The following is a 25,166-nucleotide window of genomic DNA, read 5'->3' as shown; positions in this document are numbered from 1 at the left end:
GCGTGCACGTCCTTGACTTTGGTAGACGCCGCCTCAGGGGGTCGCTCAGCCGCTTCAAGGTACATCGTTCGTAGCCGGAAAACTCCAAAGGAAGAACATTGACATCGATCAACTCGGGGATGGGTTGACGGGCCGAATGGACCCTGTGCTGTCGCGCTTCACGGAGATCTCAGCGGCCGGCGCACGGGTGGAGTGCTTTCCGGGTAAAACCAGCCCATATACGGGGAACGGCGATCAACTCGCGACCGCAGATTGGCACCACAACGAGCAGATCGGGAAGATTTATTATCCCGCTCGCTGCGACGCTCATCAGGTCTATCACGAATTGCTGCACGTGCGCTGGCGTCACTTAGAGAACGCACCGAGTCTTTCCGCCCGGGCAGATGCCGACGCGCATGACCAGCAATATCACTGAATTAAACAACGATTTCGACCATGCACACGTTGTCCCGCGAGAAATAGCCGCCTACCCAGAGGTGGGGGACTATTGGAAGCGTGACTTCGGCGGAAGATTCCCCGCTGTTCTTGGAATGACGAACGTCCCGGTCGGCGTTCTGCAGTTAAAGCTGACGCTTCCCAGAGGATGGATGGTGCTACCGGTCGCGCTGTCGCAGTCACAGGTCGCGCAGACCTACCGTGACGCCCTCCACACGAACGGCTGGTACTCAGCCGCCGAGAAGATGACGCAGCGGATCCAGGATGTGGGATCCGATAAACCTGCGGCCGTGGCGGCTTTCCGCGAGGCATTGGGACTCGACTTCCCGAAGACAGATCTGTGTATTTTTGTGTAGGAAGACGACGAGACCATGGGCATCGAAAGTTACTCGGAGCGGGAACATGTGATGGTCACGGAGGCGGAAACGCGTTACGGCGCTTCCTTCGCGAACGCCCGCGATGCTACGTATCTGCTGTCGAACATCATGCAGTGGCCGACGAAAAAATGTGAATCTTCATTCGTTTCCTGTCGCAGATGACGACGTACCATACCCTTGGCCTTACGTCATCGTCAGCATCGGATTCAGGCCAAGATGAATCTGCGCTACTTCTTGGAATCGACTGCACATGCTGCATTCTCCCTTGTTCACGTCGACCATCTATTTCGATGATTTGGCGAGCGGCAAAAAACATGACGCGAAGAAGGCATCGACCACGGCATACAAATGGCTGGAGGCTGAATTCCCGGAACATTCGAGCGAGATAAAGACGGTCAAGGATCCCGCCAACGAACAAACCGCACACGCGAGCGTGCTAAACAGTCAACAGAAGTTCGTAGCCGGGGCGCATCCGGAAATACGTATGGCGTACTTCGACTTCGACGACGACCACTGGACCAAAGTTGATCTGTGGGATCGAAAGGGCCGAATCGATGGCAGAACGGCAGGGACAACGGTGCCGGGTTCAGTCGAGTCGATCGCTCCTTTCCAGTCAGTGTTAGTCGGTTAACTGCAGCTTCCGGGAAGTGGGGGCTGCCAGGCGCGGCGGCGTGCTGGCAATGCCCCACGCTTCGAGCAATCCATCGAAAGAAGGAGCCGGCGCTGCTTTGCGTGCCGGCAACGGTTGTCCCGTCAAGCGGTACTGGACACGCTCGTTCGCTCGCATGCCTGGCCGCGCCGTACGCTCGAACACGCCATGACGCAAGCCGTACTGGATCGCATCCGAGGCGTCTCGCGAATTCAGCACGCGGTTAGCTGCGATCTGCGCGACCGTGGCAGGCTGATGCTGCCGCAGCCAGCGAACCAACTTCTCAGCGTTGCTATGTGCTTTCATCTTTTCCTGTCAGCGTGGCAGTTTTTTCGTGTCGCCGCCGGCGCGCATCATGAGTTCTAACGTTGCTTCGAGTCGGATAACCCGCTCCGTCAGGCCCTCAATCCTGGCCTGCTGATCCTTTACCGTGCCAGCCAGCGACACCACCTTGTCGTTCATCTTGATAACGGTTGTGAGCGCGTCCCACACCTTGTCTGTCACGCCCATCAGTGCTCGCCTTCCGCCATCGCCGCGATTCGTCTGTTCGACTCCGCGACGAACGCAAGCGCGTCGTCCAGCGCTTCGTTCGCTTCGCGTGTGGACGCGTTCACGCGCGCGATCAACGCATGCATATCCTGCTCATCCTCGGACGGTGTGAAGCCTTGTGCCGCCTGGCGCATCAACTCGCTTACGTTAAGCCCGAGGCGCTTCGCGGTATTCGCAATCGCCCGCTTCTGAACCGCCGTCACCTGGACGACGATCCGCTCTGTTGCAGTTGCCATTTCTTTGCTCCTATGTACATGGACATGTTATGTACATTCTAGGCGCATCTGTTGTAAAGTCAATCGTTCGGATGAGGGCACTTCGTGAAACGCATGAGCCTGATATCGGCTGCATTGGTCAGGTTCTTGACCTCGTGACGGACAGGTGTTCCTGGTAAAACGGTTTGACTTTGGCTAACCGTCGCCTTGCCGGGCCCCGGGCAAGGAGATGAGGGCCACGGGACTTGCCGGGATGGTCCTCCGCGCCGCGTACCACGCGTAAGGGTTCGACGGTACTGGTCATTATCGACGAGCAGGTGATCAATCTGCGCCTGTACTTTTCCGTACCATAACCCGCGCGAAGGATACGGAATACCTTCCTATGAGCAGAGCATCGTCAGGGTCCTTGACGAACTGGCTCACGCATCATGAAAGGGCACCCCGGCCGGGTGACCCTGGCAAAACCCACCGGGCCGGTTATTTCTGTCCGGAGCCGGTCAGCCGCGCATGATACTTTGCGACCACCGCGCGCATCCGCCTCTGCTCGGCGGTCACGTAGATTGTGGTGGTCTGCAGTGACGCGTGCCCCGTGATCCGGTGCACGATATCGAACGGAACGTCGGCGGCAACCGGCTGCGTGTCGAACGTATGCCGCCGCGCATGCGGTGACGTGCGGGCGAGTTGCCGGCGCCCGCACTCGTCGAGATCCGTCAGGTGTTCAATACCTGACGGATCTCCCTGCTGGTGAGTCCCCTTGCGCCGCGCACGGAATACCGGTCCGCCAGCGGCGCCTGGGTCACCACCCGGGCCCTCCTCCCTGCCCGCTTCCAGTTCGAACTTCCTACGGGTCCGGGTCGTCCCCGGGATGACGAGCGGCGCGGCCAGCGCGGCGTCCGCGTCCGGCGCATCGAGGTTCGCACCGAAGTCGAGTCCGCGATCGCGCCAGTGCGCCTGCTGCGCGGCGACGCACCCATTCGCTCACCGGGACGAACCGCTCCCGGTCGTCCTTGCCGATGACCTGCGGCAGCCACGTTGCGGGCACCTCTACGTCGGCCAGCAGCCACCCGAGCGCCGGACGCCGGGTCGCCGCAGCCTCGGCGATCCGCAGGCCCGCATCGCCCATCAGCAGCAGCAGCAGCGCGCGCGCCGCGGGCCAGCGCTCCGCCTGGGGCCCAAGGTCATTGCTCCGGTCAGCCAGCAGGACGCGCACGCGTGTCCACAGGTCGATCGGCAGCGCGCGATCGGTCTTCATTTTCTGCGCGCGCCGGACGGCCCGCGAATCCTTCACGGCCCGCCACGGATTGCCGGCCAGATACCAGACGTCGACCAGCCAGTCGAACGCGGCCCGGATCGCACGGACCGCGTACCGCTGGCTGTCCGCCGACAGGCCGCCCGGCGCGAACGGACGCCACCGGCCGGATTGGCGCGACACCGGCGGGCCGGTAAAGGGGGCCGCCGGCGCCGCCAGAAAGGCCTCGTAGGCCTCGCAGTCCTCAACCGTCAGCGACGACGGCGCCACGCCGCGCTTCGGCGTCGCCCACAGCACCAGCCGCTCGAGCTCGCGCACATACGCGCGCTGGGTGGCCGTCTGTCCGGCATAGCCGGCGAGATACGCCCGCACCGCGTCGAGGTCGTGGCGGGCCCGGTTGTACGGGAACACGGGCGCACGGTCGGCGCCGAGGTGGGGCCCGTCTGCGCCGGACAGCGGGTGCGGCAGGGCCATACGCTCGAGTGGCACGGGCTGCCCGCTGGCCGGTCCGATCACCACGGTATCGCCCGGTGCCACGAGGGGCTCCGCGGCATCGACGTCGGCCGCCACCGTCACCTCCAGTCCCGGCGTGCCGTCGCAGCCACGCGACGATCACGCGCGCGCGGCCGAAGCCGATGCGCGGCACTGATCGCCACCGGCTGCCGCCGCGGCGGTCGCTTACGTCGCCAGCTCAGCGAGCGTGCCGATGCCCGCGACGGTGAAATGGCGCGCGATCAGCGGGTGGAACCACAGGCCGAGGGCGTGGCCGGTCAGCGGCGCCGCGACGGCGAGTCCGGCTGCCTGCTCGACCATCTGCAGCGAGGCACGAGCGAGGCGCGCACTGCCGTGCTTTGCGATCGAGGCGCGCAGGTGGGCGGCCAGCACGGGCGAGCCATGGAGACGGCCAGCTGCACGAGATCGTCGCGCATCGTGCGCAGGAACCGCTCGATCTGCTCGGGGTCGTCGGGATACGGCGTGGTGTCGCTGTCGAAATACAGCCGCGCGATTTTCGCGATGGGGATGCCCTGCACGCACGTAGCGCCGCAAACTCGGTGCGCGAATACGTGCGCGGCGGCGGCACGGTCAGTTGCTAAGGACGGTTGGCCATGACGCGGATCCGGGGCCGTCAGGCGGGCAGCATCAGTGTCGGGTGATAGCGCCAGACCTTCGGGTCGGCGCTCAGCAGCGCCATCCCCTCGTGCAGCGCCTGGGCGATCATCAGCCGGTCGAAGGGATCGGCGTGATCCGCGTGGGACGGCAGCAGCGCCACGGCCTGCGTGTGGTCGCCGGTGACCGGCAGTTCGACGAAACCGGCGAGGCGAACACCGAGCGTGCATCGCGCGGATGCACGCGCAGGTTGCCCTTCGCGTGCTTGATGGCGATTTCCCAGATCGCTGCGGCGCTGACCAGCAGCATATTGGACGGATCCTCGATCAGGCGGGCTGCCTGGGATGACAGCAGCGACGCGCCTTCGGCGGCCCACAGGGCGATGTGTGTGTCGAGCAGCACCCTCACGGCGCCAGTCCCTGCTGCGCGCTGGCCTCGAAATCGGCGGCAACCGCGTCGTCACCGGCGTTGAACGCCTCGACGCTGGCCGGCACCGCGAGGCCGGCGAGCAGATGCCGCGCGGCACCGATGCGCCGGGGCGCGGCAAACGGCACCAGCCAGGCGACCGGCGTGCCGTTGCGGGCGATGATGACCTCGTTTTCCTGACCGACCTCGAGCCGCTCGACCAGGCTCGAGAGTTTCGACTTGGGATCGTGCATGTTGACCGTGAGCATCCGCCTCTCCCAGTTAGCTAAGTGTAAAGGGTTATCCCTTATTCAAGGCAATGCGTAACGCGGCTTTCCGCTATTTTATCCATTACCCGCCATGCCGCTAACAGCAGTTAGCGGCATTGAAATGGTGTGCGCCCGTCTTTTCAGGGTCCGGCGAGCCACGTGTGACTTCATCAGACACGGCGCGTCTGGCAGAGGTGCCCCACCCGAAGTGCCTGTTGCTGCGAGACGGGCTCGCCAGGCGCTGATGGGGTCGTCGTACTTTTCGTGCGAAACCTGGCGGTCACCTCCCGCCCAACCGCGTCCAGCAAGGCTTTGCGATATCACCTGATCGTGTTGAAGTGCGATTCTTCAAGCCATTGCTCGATAAGGATTTCTAGAAACAAACCGCCAGATTTTACTGAGATGGACTCGACGCCTCCCTTCGGGCGACACTGACGGACGTCAATTAGACGTCTGAATGGAGGTTCATCATGGAAATCTATATTCTCAGCATTGATCTCGCCAAACAGGTATTCCAGCTCCACGGGGCCGATCATCGCGTCGTCGCATGCGTTGGGCTGTAAAGAGAATCGTGTCCAGCGGCTCTGTCGCGGCTTCCCCAAACAGACGGCCAAATTCGGTGAGTTCACTGAACCTGCCGCGCCGCTCAATCAGTTTCGCGCCCAGATACGCTCCCAGCACGGCGAGATGACGGCTCACCGAACCCTGCGTGATGCCCGGACTCCTGGCGGTGCGCGTCACACGGCGTTCGCGCGCAACCTGCACGGAACGCCCGCACCGCGTTCAGCGGCAGAACCTCTTCATCCGAAACACCTGCTCTATTTAAAAATTACTCGGCTAAACGGCCTGGAATCGAGATGCGTTTGTTGCCACATCGCTACGTGGAGACCTTTCGCGCCGACCGCATTGATCCCTATCGCTACCTCACCTGTCTGTTCCAACGCCTGCCTCTGGCGAAAACCGTCGATGAATACGGCGCGCTGCTCCCTTTACGCGCAAGAAAAAAACAATGGACATCAGCCGGAGCCTTGACGATGCTGGGATCCGCCGTCTGCGGAGTGTCCATCAGATCAGCCAAAAAAGTGGACGCGACGACTGTCGGAGTGTCCATCTTCCGCCGCAAGTTTCGCATGGTCGGAAGCCCGATAAAGCCGGACGTCCGACCATGCTAGAGCGTGTCAAACCATCGCGCGTCAAGGGTTCACTTCGCCGGGCTGCGCCCGCCCTTGACCGGTTCAGCGGTGTCATCACAGAACCGCAATGGAATTTGATGCGTCACTACGTGAGGTGAGCCGTACCGGGAACCTTCCCGAACATCAAGTCGTTGCCGACGAAGCAGCCCAGGCGCCCGTTTTAAGCGAAGACGCCCGCCCCCGATCTAGCGCGGCTGCAAGGGCAGGACGCTACCGCCACGCAGTGCGTCCAGTTCCTTGCGCAGGCTGAACACCTGGCGCAGCAGTGAGAGTTCACGAGCCAGCGACTCGTCAAGCTGTGCCTGCAGATCTTTCGCGTCACCCTTCGCGCGGTTCAGACGGTCGGTCAGTTCGAGCTTCGGGCGCTCGGCTACGGCGCTGGCCGCGTCGATCGCTGCGATCAGTTCGGTGAACTGCGCGCGCGACTTCTTGATGCTGCCCTTCTTGCGGCCCGCCTCGATCGCCACGGTGTCATTGTTGATACGCACACCTTTGCGTTTCTTCAGCCGCTCAAGGGCCGCGTAGTAGTCGGTCACGGCGTCGCTCATGCCGCCTCCGGTTTGATCAGTTTCTTCTGCGCGTCAAGCAGTCGTTGCAGCGTCTGGGCCTCGATACGGTATTCGACGCTCGCATCATCGACCGCGCGCAGCTTCTCGACCGTAGTCTGCTGCGCCTTGATCACGCGCTGAAGCTTTGACGGCACGACCACGAGGTTACGGCAGTTCGATTCAAGGCAATCCAGACGGATCCAGTCGATCGGCGTCGACTTGCACTGCTCGACACTGGCGCAGCCGCCCAGCACTGTCTCGCGGTACGCCAGCTCGCCCTTCTCGAACATCCTGACCGTCTGCTCGCGCGAGTAGACCGACACAGGCGAGGCCTGCACGGCACGGCTTTGTGTCCACGCGGCGTGCCCGCCAAACAGCCGCTCGTCAGAGAACAGAACCTGCTCGGCGTACGCAAGGTACTCGGACAGGCCCTGTGCCCCGGCCCATTCCTTCGCGAAGTGGGTCTTGTCGGTGTCGATGAAGCCCTTCGCGAATGCCGAGCCACGAGCGTAGTACATGCTCATCTCCTGCGTGATGTGCTGCAGTTGACGCTTGAGCGTCGGCAGCGTCACGAGTCCGCTGCGGTGCGCGTACAGCGCGAGCGCGCGGCGAAGCTGATGGCGCGTGAACGGCCACTGCTGCCCAAGCGCATACTTCGACTCGTCTTCCCACGCGCGGTGCATGTCGACACGCTTCAGCTCTGCGATGTCCTCGGCCGTGATCGTCGGGAAGACGCGCTCACGAAAGGCTTCGATATCGTCATGTACATTACTTGCCGCCCGGTTTGCCACGTACCCATAACTCTGACTCAGACCCATCCGGCAGAACAGCAGGTGCGAACCGTCCGTCGATTCGGCATAGCCGTGTGCGCCGTGCGCACGGTGCGCCTCGCCCGACAGCCGTTGCGCGAGCCTGATAGCACGGGCAGCGAGCGGACTGGTCACCCAGCATGCGCGCCTGGGACGACCGCCCGACAGCTTGGTCGTGATGCCCTCGATGGCGTAGTGGGTCACGCCATCCAGCCGGGTCTCGCTCAGGCAGTCGTACGGGAGGTTCTCCGCTTCCATCGCACGCATGCCGGTGAATGACAGGATGACAAGCTGACATAACGCCCTGATCGACGCCACAAGCGCGCGCATGACGTAAGGGGAGTCCTTGCACCCGAAGTGCGCAGCAGCAGTTGCCAGCGCCGCAGGCACGCCGGGACGCTTGCCGCCGTATAGTCGTGCGAGGTGGTCCGACAGCACGTCAGCGACACCCTCAGCGACGCCGAGGTCATGCTCACAGGTTGATAGGAAATGCTGGTAGATCCGCGTCGGGATGACAGGGTGTTGCGAGTATCCAGCGTGTTGCGCGAAGCGTTCGAGCAGCGGCTTGTGCAGTTGGGCCAATGGTACGCGCAGCCCCGTCGTCTCGACGCCCAGACGGTGAAGCTTCACCAGGATCGAATGAAGGCGCACGGCCTTCGCCTCCATCGCGGGTCGCGCCGCATAGTCCAGAACAACGGCGACGTTGCACAAACCCTCGTAGAGCGTTAGCTGACGTACGGCGGCAAAGAACGTGAACTCCCTCAGGTATGCTGAACGAACTTGAAGCGTACTGGACGCAGGTACCGTATCGGTCGCTTCGTGCATCAGAAAGTACATGACCTGCTTCCACTGACGCGTCGTCGCCTCTGAAAGGGCACGGCTCGCGCCGTCAGGCAGGTGGCCTCTGAAATAGATATGGGTCCAGCGCAGCCCAACCGCGTATGCACGGACGTTCCATGCGTCGTCACCAAACAGCGAAACAGTCTTCCCTGCCGTATCGCGCGTGACGACCGTATCGTCCTCGACACGGTACCAGTCGGGGCGGTCAGCGATCGGCACAATCAGTGTGTTGTTCATGCCACTCCCAATTCGAAAAGCTGGTCGAGCCTGGCCGACCAGAAAGCGTCCAGATTCCCTGCGACATCAACGTCCTGCTCGATGTGATCGACCAGCGCGGCGTCGCGCTTGCGCAGTTCAAACAGGAGGAAGTCAACGCGCCGCAGCACGGCGCCGAACGATGTGTCGTACTGCTCGATCGAGTCAGCACGCCCGCTCACGAGCCTGACGCAGTGACGGCAGCTCAGCAGCTTGCGGATGTCGGCGGCGTCAGCGTGCACGCGGTACTGGTCGCAGAAGAGACACCCTTCGGTCGAGCGGCAGTCAGGCTGGACGGAGACCGATGCGGCGATCGGCGCAGGCTTGTGGAACTCGATGCAGACGCCCACCGCGCTCCTGATGCTGCCCGCCGGGTCGTTGCCGGGCTTGAGCACGGTCCTCTCGACCGAAGCGAGGAACGCGCCCATCTCGGCCTTGTGCGCGGCATCTGTCACCTTTCGGCGTAATGGCGCCGGGCATTTTCGCCGTAATGACGCCACTGGAAACGCGCAATTCGAGGGCTCGAACGGGGATCAAGGTTGCTTGATTTTGCCTCCTTTTGCAAGCTCGGTTCTGAGTGTTTCGACGCCCGGTTTTAGTCCGCGATAGCTCTCACCGTCGAGGACGATTTTGTGAGCGCCGTGACGCAGGCGGTCGAGGGTTGCCGCGCCGATCATCTTGTTACCTGGGAATGCTTCCCCCCATTCTGGAAAGTCCAGATTCGAAGTTAAAATTGTTGCTGCGCGCTCATAACGCTCGGCGATCAGGTCGTGGAAGTCTTCATCGTCTGGCGAACGCAGCGGCTTAAGACCAAAGTCGTCAATGATCAGAAGTGGAAGCTTGGCGAGATACTGGAAACGACGGTCGTAAGTGCCCACGGCTGCCGCGCTGCGCAGGCTTGCTAATAATTGGCTTTGTGTTGAGAACAGCACATCGTGTCCTTGCCGAGCTGCAGCGTGTCCGAGGGCTTGCGCAAGATGGCTTTTCCCCGTTCCGCAAGGCCCGGCAATCAGGACCGCCACCTTCTCGTCAATAAATCGGCACGTGGCGAGATCATGGATAGCGGATCGATTCAGCCCTGGTAGCCGGTCGAAGTCGAATCCTTCAAGCGTCTTCTGGCTGCGGAAGTTGGCGCGTCGCATGCGCAGGCTGAGCTTCTTGTTATCGCGCCTGGCTACTTCGTCGTGAATGAGCAGCGAAAGGAATTCGGTGAAGGCGAGCTTGCGATCGATGGCCTCGCGGTTTCGCGCTTCCAGCGAATCGAGGATGCCGGACAAGCGCAGCTGTTTAAGCAGTGGAGTCAGTTCAGGAATGGGATGCATGGCCGGCCTTATTGGAGAATGGTTTGTGTGTTGCGGCAGAAACGGCCCCCTTCGGTGTAGGTGCTCGCCAGCGCATCAAAGGCATTTAACAGCGTCAGCTGATCCAATCCCTTTTGCAGAATGGTTTTAACGGCCGTGTAGTGCGGCGTTCCGTAGTGGTTGGCGCGCGAGCAGGCAGCTTCAAGGCGGACTGCTCCATACTTCTGTTTAAGCCGCAAAACGCCTTGCACCGAGCGCATCTTGATTAAGACTTTATCGCCGAAGAGCGCCTGAACCAGGGCATAGCAGGCAGGCCCGATCTGCTCCGCAGCTGCCAGGCACCACTGGGTGTCCTGCAGTTGCCACGCCTGGGCAGCGGATGGCAGATGATCGTCTACCGTGCGACGGCCGCCTGCGCGAGTAAGGCGGGCGTGAGCTGCGACCGATTCCTGCCCGCGATACAGCGTCACCATGGTGTCGGTCGCCTTGAGCCACAGTTCCTCGCCGACCAGCCTATACGGGACCGAATAAAAACTCTGCTCGAACTGGACATGAGCGTCGCGGTGCACCTTGGCCTTCGCCCACACGACGAGCTCCGGCGGCACGTCCGGCAAGCTGATCAGCAGGCTTCGTTCGACTTCCGCGAAGCGCTTGAGGGGCATCTCGCGGGTCGTACCGTGAATGCGGTTGCCGGCTTCGTTCATTACCCACGCGTGTACCTGGCGATTGGCGTCAGCCACGCCACGAAACTCGCGTAAGGGCAAGAAGCCTCGCTTCACAAATTTGACGCCCGATTCCACGATTCCTTTTTTTTGCGGATCCCTTGGCGGACAAGCATCAATCTTGAAACCGTATCCTTCTGCGCACTCGCCGTACGCGCGTTGCACCTCGGGCTCGTAATAGCACGCGCGCGTGATCGCACATTTACAATTGTCGATGATGACCCGAGCCGGCACACCACCAAATGCCTCGAAGGCGCGCCGGTGACATCCCAGCCAGGTCGCTACCGTCTGGTCTCGGACAAACTCAACATATTGGTGGCGCGACCAGGCGAGGGTCATGACGAAGAACCACGTCTTGTGGATCTCGCCGGTGAGCGCGTCGGTCATCATCGGACCGGCGCCGAAATCAACCTGTGCCGCTTCGGCCGGCTTGAATTCCAGGCGCAGCGGCACGTCGGGCGTGCGCGATGCGTCTATATGCAGAAGGAAACGATAGACCGACGAATAGCTGCCGCCGTACCCGTGGTTGCGAACCAGCGTGGCGTGGATCGTCGTGCATTGAACTCCGGTTGCCCGCCACCTGGTGATCTGCTCCCGCCACGGTTCCAATGTTGAGACGCAGCTCGATGGTAGCGGAGCCTCTTTGCGATCCAGGAAAGCGGCCATTACGTGTTCGTCGGGCAAAACCGCTTCACGCGCCAACCATCCGTTCCTGGCGGCAATCTCCCGCACCTGCGCGATCTTCTTGCGCCCCATGGTCTTCGATCGTGCGATATCCCGGTCAGAGTCGCCTCGGCGCATGCGCACCAGGATCTGTCGGTATTGGTACATCTCGAACCTCCGATTGGCCACGGCCTCTCCCGGCAAAAGGCCGGGAGTCTAGCCGATCAATGAAGTTCGAACCCTCGCTGCTCGTCATCTGGGTGGCGCCATTACGCCGGAAAACTACTGGCGCCTTTACGCCGAAAACGCCGTGGCTCCATTACGCCGGAAATCCGGTGGCGCCATTACGCCGAAAACGAAATGGCGCCTATATGCCGGAAATTCACAGCATCCGTGCCGTTCGAGTATGAGCGCAGCGCCGTGGCCAGCGAGTGCCCCATCAGCCTGGCTGCGACGAGAGGGTCGTGGTTGCTCACCGCCCAATCCTGCTTTGCCGCACGCCACTGACGTGCGCTAATACGCGGCAGCACGATCCCGAGCGTGTCGAGTCGACGGTAAAGCCGTTCCAGGAATTGTGTTGAGAGACCAGTTAGCCGCCGCAACTGGGCATGATGCCCGACTACGACCAACAACGCGTCGCAGTCTGCGTCCTGCACCAGATACTCGCGCAACGCCAGATACGCCTTGAGCTTTGGCATGAAGCCCAGCGAGACGGTGAACGTCACTTCCTTCCCGCCTGCCCGATACTTGACCTCACGAAACTTCTGACGCGCAATCGACGCATCCATAAGGCTCGCGGCAAGCTCCGGGCTCCACTTCATGGCCAGCAGTTGTGCGAGGTTGATGCCCGTTTCGGCCAGAAACAGCGCGGCGAAGCAAGATGCCGCTATCGAAGCGTGCGAGCGTCGGATCGGCGACTGCGCGTCCGCGTTCGCTGCCGCAAGATTTTTAGCCGTTAGCCTGGCGATGCTCCACGAACTCTCGCGAGGAGTTTTAGCTCCTGCCCCAGCCATACGCGTCCTGAGTTCCTCCCGTGTGCGCGGCTCTCCTGTCTCCAGATTCCAGCCAAAGAGGCCGCGCGAGTCGTCTCCGTCACTACGGCCGTAGATGTGCGGAACAAGGCAAAGATTCTCACCTCGCACCGTGGTCACGCGCACCGGGTATGGCTTGAAGTCGAGCACCAACCTGCTGATGCTGCTGAAGAGCGCGTCAGCCCACGCGAGCAGGTCGGCTTGTGCTTGAGCGTCAGGCACAGCGGTCGGCACAGAAGCTTCCCGTTGCTGGCGCAGCACTAACACATTGGCACAGAAGTCGTCATTGCTGAAGAACTCACGTAGCATCGACAACAGATTACGCTGATCGATGGCTACGGAATTGCGGTTCACGTTACTCAGCGAGACCTGTTCTCGCTTCTCACGGAAGTAGCGATGAACCGCCTCCGCGGTAGCCTTCTCGTCACAGAGTACCTGATGCAAGCCCTGCCTGTCGGACCAGTTCGCGAAATCAAGCACGACGCGCAGAGCGCGGTGAACTGTCTTCGGACGCATCGCGCCAAGTGTCATCCGCCCGGAAAGCTGCGCCACCAGCAGGCGTACGACCCTGGCGCGTTCGCTACTGAAGCTTGTAACGTCGAAAATGCGTCGCGAGCGCTGCGGCCTCGACGTGTCACGCTTCAGGTAGCAGATCTGCCCGATATCGGCACGGCCATCAATGCCTTCCCACCTGAGCAGCGCGCGCTCGGGGTGCAGCAGCGTCGCGCCCTCCGCGAGCGGCATGCGCACTTCCTCGTACTGGCGGCTCATGCTGCCACCATAGTGTCGAGCGTGCGCGCGACCAGCGTCGACAGGTGTGCGCCCCAGCCATCCTGCACTGCGTCGAACAGCTTGCGATTCTCGCGGTAAGCGAGATAGCGCTCGGTCATTGACGGTTGTACGTGCCACATCAACTGCCGCAACTGATCGAGCGCCCGCGTGTACTTCGTCCCGTTCGCTGTCATGGCGTCGACCATGTTCAACCCGAAGGTCGCGCGCAGGTCGTGGAAGCTGAACTCGTACCTGGGGTTGGCGAGCCGCACGCGCATCATGGGCAACAGTTCGTCCCTGATGAACTGGCGCACGGCCTGCCCGGTCTTGACGTGGCGACGCACCTGCGGGCCAGTGCTGACCGGGGCGCGCGACTCGCGATGCTCGTAGAGCGGCGCACCGTGATGGCTCAGAAAGAGTGGCTGGTCGAAGTGATCGCCGCCGTTTGCCAGTTGGCGACGCCTGCGTGCACGATCGCTATGCACGTAGATGTACAGCCGCTCATAGAAACCGCGCGGCAGGTGCAATACGCCCTTGACCGCGCCCTTCGTGTCGATGCCTGTGCCCGGCCCGCAGGCGAGACGGACGTCGTCGCCATGAAACTCGCCCGGCTTGCGCGCCACGTGTTTCGCACGCACGGTCAGTACAGTCTGGGTGCGAGCGCCCGTCAACAGCGCGAACAGATGAACAAGCGTCATCTCCGTGTTGCGGAGAGCGGCTAACGACTCAAGCAGCACTGACTGCTCGGACGCGGGGAGCGGGCGCAGACGGCCGCCATCCTGAATGTGATCGTCCCACGGGTCTTCTGCGCGCCGACCACTGATCGACAGGTCGGTGGTCTTGACCTCGATCACGCTGCTAAAGCCCTTCCTGTCCTTGAACTCGATGAGCCGGTCAGATTCGACCCACGGCGCGTTCGCCGGGCGGAAGGCTGCTTCGGTCACGAGCCAGCGATAGAAGCGCACCACGGCGCCCATACGACGCCTGGCGACGCCAGGAGACAGTTCGCCTGCCTGCACGGCGAGCTTGATCGAGGCGCTATAGCGGTAGGTCGGACGTTGCCGCTTGTTCACGGGGAACGTCAGCCAGTCGATGCCCTCGTCATCCAGATAACGACGGAACGCCACCAGGTCGTCAGCGATGCTGGCGAACGTCAGCATGTTCGGCGACGCCTTCAACTCCATCATATCGATGAGCCAGATGTTCGCCTCGGCCCATGGCGCGCCGTCAGTGAGCCGGACAACAGGAAAGAGAGGGAAGGTGCCTGCGACCCACTGCGGGCGGGCGTCGCGTCGCTTGCCGGTGTAGAAGTCTGCGAGCGGGACCGTGTGATAGATGGTGCCGCCCTCGGGTGTGGTGATACTGACCGGCGTCGCGCCGGGCGTGTCGCGGTCAACGACCTCGGTCAGCGGCAATTGCCGGATGGTCGTTCGTCTTGCCGTCATCGTCCAGATCCTCTGCTGTGTTTGTGCGGGTGTCCGCTTTAACACAGCCTGCGAGTATCAGGAAATCGTTCTTTACTTGCGCATATTCCCTGGAAAATGCCGGCGGACCTCCGCTGACCCGCATCACTATCACAACTCACGCCCCCCGCCACCAGCCTCTGAAGGGCGTCGTTCGTGGATCGCATTGCTGGCACCCGAGAACTCGCGCCGATGCGCAAAACAAGGTCTGCAGTCTATGAGAACCGCTCGAGGTTCGGTCCCGATCGTTACACGCCTATTGGCTGCGGAGAGTCATTGCTTGACCCACTGCCCCCCCGGGTGGAGCGGCCCCCTGAAACTCCGGACACAGTCTCCCACTTACAATAGCGGGTAGGCATACGACTGTGTTTTTGACTAACAACAAGCAAGAAGTGATGGAAGTGTTGACGGGGCCGGAGCGCCGGCGGCGATGGTCAGCGGAAGAAAAGCTGACGATGGTACGAGAGAGTTTCGAGCCGGGCAAATCGGTCTCGATGGTTGCACGCCAGCACGGCGTCAATCCGAATCAGCTGTTTCACTGGCGCAAGCTGTATCAGGACGGCAGCCTGTCGGCAGTCAGCGCCGGCGAGGAAGTGGTCCCGGCGTCCGAGTTGAGCGATGCGCTGAAACAAATCAGGGAACTGCAGCGCTTGCTAGGAAAGAAGACCATGGAGAACGAGATTCTTCGTGAAGCGGTGGAGGTAGCGAAGTCGCGAAAATGGATTGCGTGCTCACCATCATTGCCGGGGGACGACCAGTGAAGCAGGTCTGCGACGTTCTCGGTGTAGCGCGCTCAAACGTGACGGCGAGGCTTGCACGTCCTGCCGACTGGCAGGATGGACGCAGCGCAAGGAAGACGGACGATGCCGGGCTGGTCGAAGATATACGGCTGACCGTCACTGACCTGCCGAGCTATGGTTATCGTCGAGTCTGGGGCATGTTGCGTCGTCAGCGGGAGGGCCGAGGTGCTGCTCCCGTCAATGCCAAACGTGTGTATCGGGTGATGCGCGTTCACGGCTTGCTGCTACAACGCAGACCCGCTCCCCCACGACCTGAACGTCGGCATGATGGCAAGGTCGCAGTGGCGAAGAGCAACCAGCGCTGGTGTTCTGACGGCTTTGAGTTTCGCTGCGACAACGGCGAACCATTGCGCGTGACGTTTGCGCTGGATTGCTGTGACCGTGAAGCAATGAGTTGGGCGGCGACGACCGGCGGCCACAGCGGCGATGTGGTGCGTGACGTGATGCTGGCTGCCGTCGAGAACCGCTTTGGCAACGTCCTTAAGGCGCCGTCGGAAATCGAATGGCTGACGGACAACGGCTCGGGGTACACGGCGGAAAGGACCAGGGCCTTCGCGTCTGGCATTGGCCTGAAGCCATTGACTACACCGGTGTGCAGCCCGCAAAGTAACGGCATGGCAGAAAGCTTCGTGAAGACGATGAAGCGTGACTACGTGGCATTCATGCCCAAGCCGGACGCCGCGACCGCAGCGCGCAACCTCGCCGTCGCGTTCGAGCATTACAACGAGCAGCATCCCCACAGTGCACTGAAATATCGCTCGCCACGCGAGTTCAGGCGCAGAACCGATTCATCAACTCAAGTGTGAGGTGGTGTCCGGAAGTACGGGGGCAAATCCACCGGGATCACATCAACCAACGCGCCAACAAGAAATGGCGATTCATCCGTACCCCGAACTGGAAATGCACAAACGTGAATTCTCTCATTGCCGTCGGACAACGTCCGGTCAAGGAAGACGGCCGATGCAGGACCGGCCGATCACAATCGCTATGAATTTAAAACTTCGTGTACATCCCGATACGTGCGGCAATCTGATGGTTATTGGTCGACGCGTCCCCAACGACCCCGTCGAACAGGGCCGCTTGTGTAGCCCCAGCGGCCGCCTTTTGCCACGCTGCCATCGCATAGAAACTAGTGCGTTTCGACAACGAGTACGTCGTCGTCAAAGCGACCTCGTGATAGACAGGAACGGTTTGGTTGTAGCCAACACTACCATGAGTGTAAGTGTATGCTCCTCCTACCGATAAGACAGGAGTAAGGTTGTATTGCGCAAACGCCTCATAGTTTTCAAACCTTACAATTGCTGTCGAGCCATTAGCGTCATTGAACTTGGTGTTCGTATAGTCAAGGCCAAGCAAGGCCTTGCCCAGTTTATATGTTGCACCAGCGCCAAAGATCTGTTCGTTTGCCGGATTGCCAACATAGCTGAAAGGCCCGGCAGCCCCGATGGCGGCACCAGTCGTGTTGGCCACGAAGTTGCCATCGGCAAACAAAACCGCCGGATTCTTGGCGTACTCGTAAGCACCGGCAATAGTCAAACCGCTAAGTGAGTACGTGGCGCCAATGCTCCACATGCCGGTAGTGCCTCGGCCAGGGGCGTTTGTGTTTGTGAATGAGTACATCCCTCCGAATTGGAGTCCGGCGAAAGTTGGGCTGGCGTACTTCACGGAGTTGTTCACCCGGAACGAGTTGGCCGTATTGTCAATATCACCCGAGTGCCAGAAGTAGCCGCCGAAGGTGCCTGGCGCGGTGACTGGCTGAAGGAAGTCTACAACCGAATCGTATTGACGGCCCATGGTCAAAGTACCATATGTTGCGTGCGATAGACCAACGTATGCCTGTCGGCCAAACTCAAGCCCACCCTGTCTTAGTTGGCCGTTCTCCAAGCTGAAACCGTTCTCCAGCTTGAAAATTGCACTCAGGCCGCCGCCGAGATCTTCGGTGCCCCGCAAACCCCAACGGCTCCCGAAAACACCGTCGTATGTGCCGTCGCGCATACGCCAAAGCGAGTGGCCGCCACTGTTGCTCACGTAGTCAATGCCTTCGTCGATAACGCCGTAGAGTGTAACGGACGATTGTGCATGGGCCACGCTGCCAATCAACGACATGGCCACGCCGGCGACACAGGTTCCAAACCTGAAATCTTTCATTTTGTTATCCTTAATTTTATGATGTCATGCGATGGTGACTATCGCGTATTTCTTAGGATCCAGCCGTTTCGGTATGAACCGGCACCCACTTACCGTTCTTCACCTGGTACAGCGTCGATGCGGCATCCTTTCGGGAGCCGTCTGGACTGAAGCTAATCGGCCCTGTTACGCCTTCATACTGAACGGTCTGCAACTTGCCGCGAATGGCAGCAGGCGATGTGTCGTTAGCTTCCTGCATGGCTTTGATTGCAACCGAGGCAGAGTCGTACCCAAATTGCGCGTACGCCAGAACGTCTACTCCAAAGCGCTTCTTGAAGCGAGCAGCGAAGTCCTTACCTGCCGCGTTGGACTCGAGCGGACGGCCGGGCTCCCATGCATAGGCGCTTTCCGAACTGCTTCCCGTGAGGCTGACGAATTCGCTCGTATTCACGCCGCCACCGCCGACGTACGTTGCCCGTAGGCCGAGCGAGCGCATCTGCTTGAAGATCAGCGCTGCCTGCGGATTGCTGGTCGACACATAAAAGAGATCGGGGGTGAGTCCTTTGATCTTCGTCAATTGCGGCCGGAAATCGACGGCCGTGTTCGAGGTATACTCATGAGCTACGACATTGCCACCTGCAGCCTTCGCAATACGCTCGAAGTCGTCTGCCTGGTTTTGTCCGAACGCTGTGCGGTCGTCGATGATGGCGATGCGCTTGGCCTTCTGCACATTGACCGCGTAGCGCGCAGCTGCTCCCGAGTTCTGGGCGTCATTCGTAATCGTTGAGAAAAGGTTCTTGAACCCGCGCTGGTTCAGAGACGGATTGGTCGAAGTCGGATTGACGTCCGGGATACCGGCCTTTTCGTATAGAGCTGAAGCCGGAATCGTTGCACCGGAGTTGAAGTGCCCGACAATAAAGTTGCAACCCTTGTCGATAAGCATCTGGCCCACCTGCACCGCCACGCGCGGATCGCCCTGGTCATCCTCGGCGACCAATTCAAAGTTCACCGGCTGGCCATTGATCCTGATGCCCTTTGCCTTGGCGTCTTCAATGGCAAGTTGAACACCATACTGCAGGTCCTTTCCATAGGCGGCATATTGACCTGTCAACGGTGCCGCGAACCCTACTTTTACCGTGGTGTCGGCAAATGCAAGGCTCGGAGCCGCAGAGATAATCCCTGCGGCGAACAGACTACGCACGAACAGGCTACTGAAGTTACGCATGTGCTACTCCTTTGACGTGAGGTTCGGGTTAATCCCGGTTAAAACATCGCTCAGGCTTCGGTGCTGCTTTTCTCTTTGTTTCAACGCTTTGCTCGCCCTACTCTCCGAGATACGCCGCCCGTACCTTGGGATCATCCAGCATCTTCTTCGCGTCGCCCGACATCGTGACCAGACCCGAGTCCATCACGTAACCGCGATTCGCCGCCTGCAGCGCAAGACGCGCGTTCTGCTCGACGAGCAGCACGGTCATGCCTTCGCCGGAAATTGCGCGCACCACTTCGAAGATCTTCTCGACCATGATCGGCGACAAGCCCATCGACGGTTCATCCAGCAGCAACAGCTTGGGACGAGAGATGATCGCACGCGCCATCGCCAGCATCTGCTGTTCGCCGCCTGAGAGCGTGCCCGCGTACTGCGTGGCGCGCTCCTTCAGACGCGGGAAGAAACCGAACATGCGATCAACGTCGGCCTTCACGCCGTCGTTGTCGCTTCGCAGATACGCGCCCATCTGCATGTTCTCGACGATCGACATGCGCGCGAAGATACCGCGACCTTCCGGCACCATCGCGAGGCCGCGCTTCAGAAGCTCGTGCGGAGGCACGCCCTTGATCGACTGACCCATGTACTCGATGTCGCCTGCGGCATACGGCTTGAGCCCCGTGATCGCCTTCATCGTCGTGGTCTTGCCCGCGCCGTTCGCGCCGATCAGCGTGACCAGCTCGCCCTGCCCAACTTCGAGGTCGATGCCCTTCACAGCCTGGATGCCGCCGTAATTGACCTGCAGGCCCTTGATTTTCAACATTGCTTGCGTCGTGGACATCAGTGGACTCCCGCACCCAGATAAGCTTCGATCACCTTCGGATCCTTCTGCACGTCTTGCGGCAGCCCTTGCGCAATCACCTTGCCGTAGTCGAGCACCGTCATCTGGTTGCACAGACCCATCACGAGCTTCACGTCGTGCTCGATCAGCAGAATCGTCTTGCCGTCGGCGCGGATCTTGTCGAGCAGCTTGGTCAGCTCGACCTTTTCGGTCGCGTTCATGCCGGCCGCCGGTTCGTCCAGCGCGAGCAGCTTCGGATCGGTTGCCAGCGCACGGGCGATTTCCAGCCGACGCTGGTGGCCGTACGACAGGTTGCGCGACGTGTAGTCCGCGTACTGCGCAATGCCCGCATACTCCAGCAGTTCGATCGCGCGCTCCTTGATCTCGCGCTCTTCCTTGCGTTCGGACGGCGTCTGGAACACCGCGCCGAGCAGGCCGTGTTTGGTACGCACGTGACGGCCGACCATCACGTTTTCCAGCGCGGTCATGCCACCGAACAGACGGATGTTCTGGAACGTCCGCGCAATACCGGCCTTCGCCACCTGGTACACCGCGGTCGGCGTGTACGGCGTGCCGTCGAGCTTGAACTCGCCCGAATCCGGCGTGTACAGGCCCGTGATCACGTTGAAGAAGGTCGTCTTGCCGGCGCCGTTCGGGCCGATCAAACCGTAAATCTGGCCGGACTTGATTTCAAGCCCGACGTCGGACAGCGCCCGCAAGCCGCCGAAGCGCTTGTTGACACCCTTCACCGACAGTCGAATGTTGTCGCTCATTTTTTTCTCTCCCCGGCTTAGGCGCGAACCGGCTTCTTGCCGCCACGCTTCGTCAGTTTCGCAATCTTGTCTTCATGCTTGGGTGAGGGCCACAAACCTTCAGAGCGATACAGCATGATCAGCACCATGGCGAGTGCGTAGACCAGCTGACGGATCACTTCCGTGTCGACAATTTCATGACCGAACAGCATGTGCTGCAGCGGACCTACGGTCGCGCGCAGGAATTCCGGCAACACCGCGAGCAGCACCGCGCCGAGAATCACGCCCGGAATGTGGCCCATGCCGCCCAGGACCACGCACGCCAGCACCACGATCGATTCCGGCAGCGTGAACGATTCCGGCGACACGAAGCCCTGGAACGAGCCGAACATCGCGCCCGACAGACCGCCGAACGACGCGCCCATCGCGAACGCCAGCAGCTTCACATTGCGGGTGTTGATGCCCATCGCCTTGGCGGCGATTTCGTCTTCGCGGATCGCGGCCCATGCACGGCCGATACGCGAGTGCTGCAAACGCGAACACACCCAGATCACGGCCAACGCCGCGATCACGAACAGGTAGTAATACGAGTACACCGTGGGGAACTGGAAGCCGAACAGCGTGTGCGTTTGCGCGAGGCTGAAGTCGCCGAAGTGCACCGGGTCGATCGCCGTGATCCCCTTCGGGCCGTTGGTGATGTTCACCGGGCGGTCGAGGTTGTTCAGGAAGATCCGCACGATTTCCCCGAAGCCCAACGTCACGATGGCGAGGTAATCGCCCCGCAGACGCAGCGTCGGTGCACCGAGAATCACACCGAAGAACGCGGCGACCGCCATCGCGCACGGCACGATCAGCAGGAACGGCACATGCAGCCCGTTCGGCGCGAGGTGTGCGATCCACTCGAACTGCGACGACAGGTGCGGCGAACTCAGCAGCGCGGACGTGTAGGCGCCGACCGCGTAGAACGCGATATAGCCCAGGTCGAGCAAGCCGGCGAAGCCGACCACCACGTTAAGACCCAGCGCTAGCATCACGTAAAGCATCGCAAAGTCGAGCACGCGGACCCAGTAGTTGCCGCCAGCGGCGCCAATGATCATTGGCGCCGCGATCACGAAGACCGCCGTGATGACGCCGACCGTCAGCGTCTTGGCGGGGTGCCGTTCAGGGATAGCGGTCACCGGCGGTTCAATCCGTTGGATGGAAGTCATGATTCGTGTCTCCTGATTTAGGCACGATCGGCGACACGCTCGCCGAGCAGGCCAGACGGGCGGAACACGAGCACAATGATGAGCACGATGAACGCGAACACGTCCTGATAACTACTGCCGAACACACCACCCGTCAGGTTGCCGATATAACCCGCCCCCAGCTGTTCGATCAGGCCGAGCAGCACGCCGCCCACCATGGCCCCGCCGAGATTGCCGATCCCGCCTAGCACCGCCGCGGTAAAGGCCTTCAGACCTGGGATAAAGCCCATATAAAAGTGTGCGTTGCCATATTCCGATGCGGTCATCACGCCGGCGAGAGCGGCGAGCGCCGAGCCGATCATGAAGGTGGCCGAGATCACGAAGTTCGGGTTCACGCCCATCAACGACGCAGTGCCCGGGTTTTCAGCGATGGCGCGCATGGCGCGGCCGAGCTTGGTTTTGTGCACGAGCAGCAGAAGGCCGCCCATGACGAGGAACGCGACGACGATAATCACGACCTCGGTCATCGAAATCACAGCACCCGGCGTCGTGTCGGTGGCATTCACCACGCTCAAAGGATCGGTGGGCAGCAACTGCGGGAACGGCAGCGGATTGCGCGACCAGATCATCATGGCCAGCGTCTGCAGCAGAATCGACACGCCGATTGCGGTGATGAGCGGGGCGAGACGCGGCGCCCTGCGCAACGGCCGGTAAGCCACGCGCTCGATCGTATAACCGACGATCGCGCAAACCACAGCTGCGGTGATCAGCGCAATGATGAGCGTCGGCACGTTGCCAAGGCCGGGGAAGTGGTTCTGAAGCACGCCTATGGCGGAAAGCGCGACCATCGCCCCAACCATCAACACATCGCCATGAGCGAAATTGATAATTCCGAGAATCCCATAGACCATCGTGTACCCGAGGGCAATGATGGCGTACACGCTTCCAAGCACAAGTCCGTTGATGACCTGCTGGATAAAAATATCCATTTGTCTCCTCCTAGAGCTACTAAAGATGTTCTGCCCCACTCGTCACACTGAGGTCTCATTCACATGAGACCCCCGATGCTTGCTGATTAGTGGCCGCTGCAAATTTTCATTTGTCGGCAATCGCAAGCAGAGGGCCGTGCTTTCGGTCGTCGTCCGGAAATGGCGCCTGCTCTTCAGATCCGCGTCCCCAGGACGCCCTATTCAGGCCATTTTTCATTTTGCTATCCTAAATGACATTTCTGGATATGTTCGCCGTCTTCAACAATTACCTAAATTTCCCCTTCGGCTCGCACTAAGTAACCCATTGCACGCCCAACACCTTGTTGACTACAGTTTGCTGCAGGCTCAGTGCAGCGAGCCATGACGTCTTTGGATTTCCAGGCGATGGCTCATTCGACATGCTGATTCGCAGTTCGCCGCTTTTACTCTTCGCGTAGATTTCATGGCAGTTCAATCGAATTGTAGGATCAGCAATCAGCGTTACGGTCGTCTTCTCGAAGCCCAATCCATGTATAGCAACGGCGGCGGCGACGTTTGCGTTCGCTGGATACTTGATCGCAGCTTCTTCTGCTGTACCGGCGAAAATAACCTGTGGACTTGTCAGTTCGTCAAGGTTGACTTCCTGCGCTGCCGCCGTTCCGCTCCAAGCTATCGGAGGTTTCCGGCCCGTGTATGTCACCACATCAAGTCCGCTTCGCGCGGCGGCGGACAGTGCGTCGATGCCGCCGACGGCCCCAGCGATCGGAATCAGGCGCGAGCCGCCCACACGGGCACTACTACTGAGCGAGGCACGGACGTCCGGTGTCGCGAGCGCCCCGACTGATGAGAGAACCACATCGAATCCTTCCCTTAGCACCTGTGGAACGATTGTTGCCACGGCGTTATGGCCGGCGCATTCGACTACTACGTCCGGGCGCCAAGCGACCAGTTCATGAATACGGCTTAACCGGCCGTATCGTTCATCCGTCAGAAACCCGGGCGTCTCGCGCAAATCAAGGAAGGAGATCTCATCGATGTGTTCCTTGAACAGGGACGCGGCAAAGCTCTGACCGATCGCACCCGCGCCAATCACGGCGACGCGAAAAAAGCGACTATCTCTCATGTTTGACCTACAAACTGGAGAAGGTGACGAGCGTATTTGCTCGTTTCGACCTTCGGAAAGAAGTGACCGCCGTCCATCTCGACCAGCACCGAGCCCCGGATAAGTGACGAAAGCTCCCTGCTATGTTCAATCGGCACCACCATGTCATCGCGCGCCCCAATGACCAGCGTTCGTAGGTCAAGCCGGTGTAACTCATCGCTACGCGAATAATGCAAAAGCATGTCAATCCGATCCGCCACGATCGCATCATCTGTCTGATGCGGCCCATCGAATTCCGGCTGCTGTGATCGTGCGATCGCGCTGTTGTACCAAGCGTTGGGATAGCCGAGGAGATCGGATAGCAGGTCGTAAGCGACGCTTCCTGCCTTCATGAGCACCTGTTTGCGCAAGATGAAGCAGTCACGAAATCTTCCGTCCGGGCGAGCCCATCCGCCACTCAGCACCAGTTGCACGCAGCGCTGTGGGAACTCCAGTGCGATCGCCTGGGCTACAAGGCTTCCCGTCGAATGGCCCACGATCGTGGCTCGATCAATTCCGAGGGTGTCGAGCACGTCTAACGCCGCAGCGACGACGTTGGGAATGCTTTGTTCATCAACCCGCTCGCTGGCGCCAACTCCTGGATGATCAAAAGTGATCGTTTGATAATCCGGGGAAAGGATATCCATAACCCGATGCCAGAAGGTGCCGCGTCCGCCGAGACCGGAGATGAAGAGTATCGCTGAGCCATTCCCGGCGGTCGCGCCTGCCACTCCGGCATCGGTCAGGAACGATCTCATTCCCGTTCCTTTTTCGGTGCGGCAAAAACCGTGTTTGCTTCGATCTCGGCAACGTTCGTGGGCCTCGGAAAAGGTTCCGGCTGCGGTTCGCCATCAACCCGGGGACGGCCAATCTGCCTGAAAAACGATTCGAGTCCGGCTGGGTTCATGAACCAGACCCAGTGCATCTCTTCAGTCTCGCTTTCGTTGATGAAGGTGTGCGTACACCCTTTCCCGAGGAAAAGCGTCGTACCGGGGGTAATTTCATAGGTCGCGGTTCCGTCAATGACCACCTTGCCCTTGCCGCGCAAAAAGTGAAGCACTTCTTCGTTTTTATCGTGGCTATGATCTCGCACGTACGAGCCTTTGCCGAGCGTTTGCGTGCCTGCTGCCATTGGCGCGTCCATCCTGGTTAGATGCGGCGCGACGTGGACCGCCACGAATCCATTTGCTGGAAGTGGCTGCCAGTAGCTCTCCGCGTCCTCAGGGCGCGTGATCAGAAAGTTTTCGCCTCTGATGCTTTTCTTTGGGTCAGGCATACTCATGTGTCCTCCTTCA

At 60.6% G+C, this 25,166-nt stretch carries 27 protein-coding genes and 3 pseudogenes; 5 read left to right on the top strand and 25 right to left on the bottom strand.

Translation table 11 applies throughout. The annotated features are described in order from the left end of the window. The first annotated feature begins 136 nt into the window (after positions 1–136). The 3 genes from BM438_RS02540 (at position 137) to BM438_RS02530 (ending at position 1,443) form a co-directional block, all read left to right on the top strand. Positions 137–415: a hypothetical protein gene (locus BM438_RS02540; RefSeq protein WP_093632727.1), complete on the top strand. Its 279-nt coding sequence runs from the start codon at positions 137–139 to the stop codon at positions 413–415. After that, positions 396–791, top strand: coding sequence for a hypothetical protein (locus tag BM438_RS02535; RefSeq protein WP_093632726.1), 396 nt, complete (start codon positions 396–398; stop codon positions 789–791). The genes BM438_RS02540 and BM438_RS02535 overlap by 20 nt, the downstream gene beginning before the upstream one ends. Positions 792–1,062: 271 nt before the next feature. Continuing rightward, entirely contained in the window at positions 1,063–1,443 is a 381-nt protein-coding gene (locus BM438_RS02530) for a hypothetical protein (protein ID WP_093632725.1), read from the top strand. On the opposite strand, the gene BM438_RS02525 is transcribed toward BM438_RS02530, so the two are convergent. From BM438_RS02525 to BM438_RS46915, 9 genes and pseudogenes are all read right to left on the bottom strand, one after another. Further along, positions 1,432–1,767 carry a hypothetical protein gene (locus BM438_RS02525; RefSeq protein WP_093632724.1) on the bottom strand — a complete coding sequence of 112 codons (336 nt, stop codon included), beginning with the start codon at positions 1,765–1,767 and terminating at the stop codon, positions 1,432–1,434. The genes BM438_RS02530 and BM438_RS02525 overlap by 12 nt on opposite strands. A gap of 9 nt (positions 1,768–1,776) precedes the next feature. Then, on the bottom strand, positions 1,777–1,971 hold the full coding sequence (locus BM438_RS02520; RefSeq protein WP_093632723.1) for a hypothetical protein: 195 nt from the start codon (positions 1,969–1,971) through the stop codon (positions 1,777–1,779). Further along, positions 1,971–2,246: a plasmid mobilization protein gene (locus tag BM438_RS02515; protein ID WP_093632722.1), complete on the bottom strand. Its 276-nt coding sequence runs from the start codon at positions 2,244–2,246 to the stop codon at positions 1,971–1,973. The genes BM438_RS02520 and BM438_RS02515 overlap by 1 nt, the downstream gene beginning before the upstream one ends. Positions 2,247–2,702: 456 nt before the next feature. Beyond that, positions 2,703–2,939 carry a tyrosine-type recombinase/integrase gene (locus tag BM438_RS46675; RefSeq protein ID WP_279630521.1) on the bottom strand — a complete coding sequence of 79 codons (237 nt, stop codon included), beginning with the start codon at positions 2,937–2,939 and terminating at the stop codon, positions 2,703–2,705. A 127-nt stretch (positions 2,940–3,066) separates the two neighbouring features. Continuing rightward, complete coding sequence (locus BM438_RS46670; RefSeq protein WP_279630524.1) at positions 3,067–4,044, bottom strand: hypothetical protein; 978 nt, start codon at positions 4,042–4,044, stop codon at positions 3,067–3,069. Between the two features lie 108 nt (positions 4,045–4,152). Beyond that, complete coding sequence (locus BM438_RS46665; protein ID WP_279630519.1) at positions 4,153–4,359, bottom strand: phage integrase family protein; 207 nt, start codon at positions 4,357–4,359, stop codon at positions 4,153–4,155. A 241-nt stretch (positions 4,360–4,600) separates the two neighbouring features. Further along, positions 4,601–4,989, bottom strand: a pseudogene (locus tag BM438_RS02505) (type II toxin-antitoxin system VapC family toxin). Beyond that, positions 4,986–5,255 (bottom strand): type II toxin-antitoxin system Phd/YefM family antitoxin, encoded by a 270-nt coding sequence (locus BM438_RS02500; RefSeq protein WP_093632721.1) that lies wholly within the window; start codon positions 5,253–5,255, stop codon positions 4,986–4,988. The pseudogene BM438_RS02505 and the gene BM438_RS02500 overlap by 4 nt, the downstream one beginning before the upstream one ends. Before the next feature lie 618 nt (positions 5,256–5,873). Next, a pseudogene (locus tag BM438_RS46915) lies at positions 5,874–6,020 on the bottom strand (helix-turn-helix domain-containing protein); the annotation flags it as partial. A 116-nt stretch (positions 6,021–6,136) separates the two neighbouring features. Between BM438_RS46915 and BM438_RS44595 the strand changes: the two are divergent. After that, positions 6,137–6,244 (top strand): annotated as a pseudogene (locus BM438_RS44595) (transposase domain-containing protein); the annotation flags it as partial. A 389-nt stretch (positions 6,245–6,633) separates the two neighbouring features. Here the strand turns inward: BM438_RS44595 and BM438_RS02485 are convergent. The 7 genes from BM438_RS02485 to BM438_RS02455 form a co-directional block, all read right to left on the bottom strand. Beyond that, positions 6,634–6,996: a hypothetical protein gene (locus tag BM438_RS02485; RefSeq protein WP_093632719.1), complete on the bottom strand. Its 363-nt coding sequence runs from the start codon at positions 6,994–6,996 to the stop codon at positions 6,634–6,636. Further along, positions 6,993–8,882 (bottom strand): integrase, encoded by a 1,890-nt coding sequence (locus BM438_RS02480; protein ID WP_093632718.1) that lies wholly within the window; start codon positions 8,880–8,882, stop codon positions 6,993–6,995. Before BM438_RS02480 ends, BM438_RS02485 begins: the two co-directional genes overlap by 4 nt. Continuing rightward, positions 8,879–9,328: a hypothetical protein gene (locus BM438_RS02475; RefSeq protein WP_244179222.1), complete on the bottom strand. Its 450-nt coding sequence runs from the start codon at positions 9,326–9,328 to the stop codon at positions 8,879–8,881. The genes BM438_RS02480 and BM438_RS02475 overlap by 4 nt, the downstream gene beginning before the upstream one ends. Before the next feature lie 105 nt (positions 9,329–9,433). Then, positions 9,434–10,222, bottom strand: a complete 789-nt coding sequence (gene istB, locus BM438_RS02470) for an IS21-like element helper ATPase IstB (RefSeq protein WP_091794129.1) — start codon at positions 10,220–10,222, stop codon at positions 9,434–9,436. 8 nt (positions 10,223–10,230) lie between these two features. Further along, positions 10,231–11,754, bottom strand: a complete 1,524-nt coding sequence (istA, locus tag BM438_RS02465) for an IS21 family transposase (protein ID WP_093632717.1) — start codon at positions 11,752–11,754, stop codon at positions 10,231–10,233. A gap of 176 nt (positions 11,755–11,930) precedes the next feature. Further along, positions 11,931–13,388, bottom strand: coding sequence for an integrase (locus tag BM438_RS02460; RefSeq protein WP_244179221.1), 1,458 nt, complete (start codon positions 13,386–13,388; stop codon positions 11,931–11,933). Continuing rightward, positions 13,385–14,833, bottom strand: coding sequence for a site-specific integrase (locus BM438_RS02455; RefSeq protein ID WP_093632716.1), 1,449 nt, complete (start codon positions 14,831–14,833; stop codon positions 13,385–13,387). Before BM438_RS02455 ends, BM438_RS02460 begins: the two co-directional genes overlap by 4 nt. Before the next feature lie 413 nt (positions 14,834–15,246). On the opposite strand from BM438_RS02455, the gene BM438_RS02450 reads away from it, so the two are divergent. Beyond that, positions 15,247–16,457 (top strand): IS3 family transposase gene (locus BM438_RS02450; RefSeq protein WP_093632787.1). Its coding sequence is split into 2 segments (ribosomal slippage): positions 15,247–15,565 and positions 15,565–16,457, totalling 1,212 coding nucleotides; the frame shifts between segments, so codons are not numbered across the junction. A gap of 187 nt (positions 16,458–16,644) precedes the next feature. On the opposite strand, the gene BM438_RS02445 is transcribed toward BM438_RS02450, so the two are convergent. From BM438_RS02445 to BM438_RS02405, 9 genes are all read right to left on the bottom strand, one after another. After that, positions 16,645–17,799 carry a porin gene (locus BM438_RS02445; protein WP_093632715.1) on the bottom strand — a complete coding sequence of 385 codons (1,155 nt, stop codon included), beginning with the start codon at positions 17,797–17,799 and terminating at the stop codon, positions 16,645–16,647. Positions 17,800–17,851: 52 nt separating this feature from the next. Next, complete coding sequence (locus BM438_RS02440) at positions 17,852–19,003, bottom strand: branched-chain amino acid ABC transporter substrate-binding protein (RefSeq protein ID WP_093632714.1); 1,152 nt, start codon at positions 19,001–19,003, stop codon at positions 17,852–17,854. Between the two features lie 97 nt (positions 19,004–19,100). Then, the gene (locus tag BM438_RS02435; protein ID WP_093632786.1) at positions 19,101–19,805 is read right to left on the bottom strand and encodes an ABC transporter ATP-binding protein; all 705 of its coding nucleotides are present in this window, start codon (positions 19,803–19,805) and stop codon (positions 19,101–19,103) included. Positions 19,806–19,822: 17 nt separating this feature from the next. After that, a complete protein-coding gene (locus BM438_RS02430; RefSeq protein WP_093632713.1) occupies positions 19,823–20,596 on the bottom strand; it encodes an ABC transporter ATP-binding protein in 774 nt (257 codons plus the stop codon). Between the two features lie 17 nt (positions 20,597–20,613). Then, positions 20,614–21,783, bottom strand: coding sequence for a branched-chain amino acid ABC transporter permease (locus BM438_RS02425; RefSeq protein ID WP_093632712.1), 1,170 nt, complete (start codon positions 21,781–21,783; stop codon positions 20,614–20,616). 17 nt (positions 21,784–21,800) lie between these two features. Further along, positions 21,801–22,751 carry a branched-chain amino acid ABC transporter permease gene (locus BM438_RS02420; RefSeq protein ID WP_093632711.1) on the bottom strand — a complete coding sequence of 317 codons (951 nt, stop codon included), beginning with the start codon at positions 22,749–22,751 and terminating at the stop codon, positions 21,801–21,803. Positions 22,752–23,043: 292 nt separating this feature from the next. Beyond that, positions 23,044–23,853 carry an aspartate dehydrogenase gene (locus BM438_RS02415; protein ID WP_093632710.1) on the bottom strand — a complete coding sequence of 270 codons (810 nt, stop codon included), beginning with the start codon at positions 23,851–23,853 and terminating at the stop codon, positions 23,044–23,046. Beyond that, positions 23,850–24,629 carry an alpha/beta fold hydrolase gene (locus BM438_RS02410; protein ID WP_093632709.1) on the bottom strand — a complete coding sequence of 260 codons (780 nt, stop codon included), beginning with the start codon at positions 24,627–24,629 and terminating at the stop codon, positions 23,850–23,852. The genes BM438_RS02415 and BM438_RS02410 overlap by 4 nt, the downstream gene beginning before the upstream one ends. Next, positions 24,626–25,153: a cupin domain-containing protein gene (locus BM438_RS02405; protein ID WP_244179220.1), complete on the bottom strand. Its 528-nt coding sequence runs from the start codon at positions 25,151–25,153 to the stop codon at positions 24,626–24,628. Before BM438_RS02405 ends, BM438_RS02410 begins: the two co-directional genes overlap by 4 nt. Positions 25,154–25,166: the final 13 nt, after the last annotated feature.

This window comes from Paraburkholderia aspalathi (genome assembly GCF_900116445.1).
Classification (GTDB): Bacteria; Pseudomonadota; Gammaproteobacteria; order Burkholderiales; family Burkholderiaceae; genus Paraburkholderia; species Paraburkholderia aspalathi.
This window is presented reverse-complemented; position numbering and strand designations above follow the sequence as displayed.